This is a genomic window from Kitasatospora sp. NPDC057542 (genome assembly GCF_042801945.1).
Lineage (GTDB): Bacteria > Actinomycetota > Actinomycetes > Streptomycetales > Streptomycetaceae > Kitasatospora.
In genome coordinates this window covers 1-1,005 of the sequence record NZ_JBHVFE010000873.1, presented here as the reverse complement: position 1 = coordinate 1,005, position 1,005 = coordinate 1, and the positions used below count along the sequence as shown (strand labels likewise).

General features: G+C 69.3%; 1 protein-coding gene. It reads right to left on the bottom strand.

What is annotated here, in order from left to right; all coding sequences use genetic code 11:
* Positions 1-36: 36 nt before the first annotated feature.
* Positions 37-1,005 (bottom strand): transposase (locus ACFU7Y_RS44220; RefSeq protein WP_380772124.1); only part of this gene is annotated, 969 nt, incomplete at its 5' end.

Here is a 1,005-nt window from a genome sequence, read left to right as displayed (position 1 = left end):
GGCTCTGTCGCTGATTGAGGGGTTCCTCCTTGTTGATCAAGGTGACAGGAGGATGCGGCGTCGCAGGAGGTCGAAGTTGGCCCGGCCGTACATCTGTCTCTTCAGTAGTTTGATCCTGGTCACGTTGCCCTCGACAGCACCCGAGGTGAAGGTGGTGGTCAGGGCGGCGAGGACGGCCGCCTGGTCGCGTCGGATCCCGCCGGCCAGGGTGCGGAGTTCTCGTTGTCCGTCGAGGCGGACGTCGGCGAGCCAGACGTCGAGGGCCAGGTGCTCGCTGCGGCGCTCGCGCACCATGGTAGCCAGGCGCCGGGCGTACTCGGTGGTCGTGGCCAGCGCGGGGCTGCGCTCGCACAGCTCATCGAGGCACTTGCGTTCGGTGTCGTCGAGCCGGTCGGGTCGGCGCATGATCCAGTCCGTGACGCGGCGCACGGTCAAGTGAGGAAGCGGGGTCTCTGCCGGGATCGCTCCGTTGCGGTAGGGCCTCAGGTGCCGTTGGACGGTGTTGACGTCACCGCGGTAGCCCAACTGCTGGATCTCCCGCGTGAGCGCGGCGGCGTTCGTGCAGCCCTCCATCCACCGGTGGTGCAGGTAACGCCGGTAGTCGTCGACCAAGCTGGGGCGGTGGGTCGCGGCGACGAGGAGTTGCTCGACGTCGGCGGCTCGGGCGAAGCGCAGGACGGTGCCACGGCTGAGGCGGAGTTCGCGGGCGATGGCACGAAGGCTGTCGCCGCGTTCGATGCGTTCGTGGATCTGCTGGTGGCGCTCACGGGTCCGGGCGACCAGGGGACGCGGCCTGCCGTGGATGTCCAGCTCGTTGAGGGTGGTGGCCCCGGAACGGGACACGTCATCGTGGTCGTCTCCGATGGTGAGGGGTTCGCGCAGGTCGGCGCGGTGGCGGCCGACGACGCGTTCGACTGCCTCGGCGAGGTTGTGCAGCAGGTGCCAGGCGTCGGCAACCTGTTGGGCTTGTGGCGCACCAGCGCGGGCGCCGTCGCGGAAGGAGCC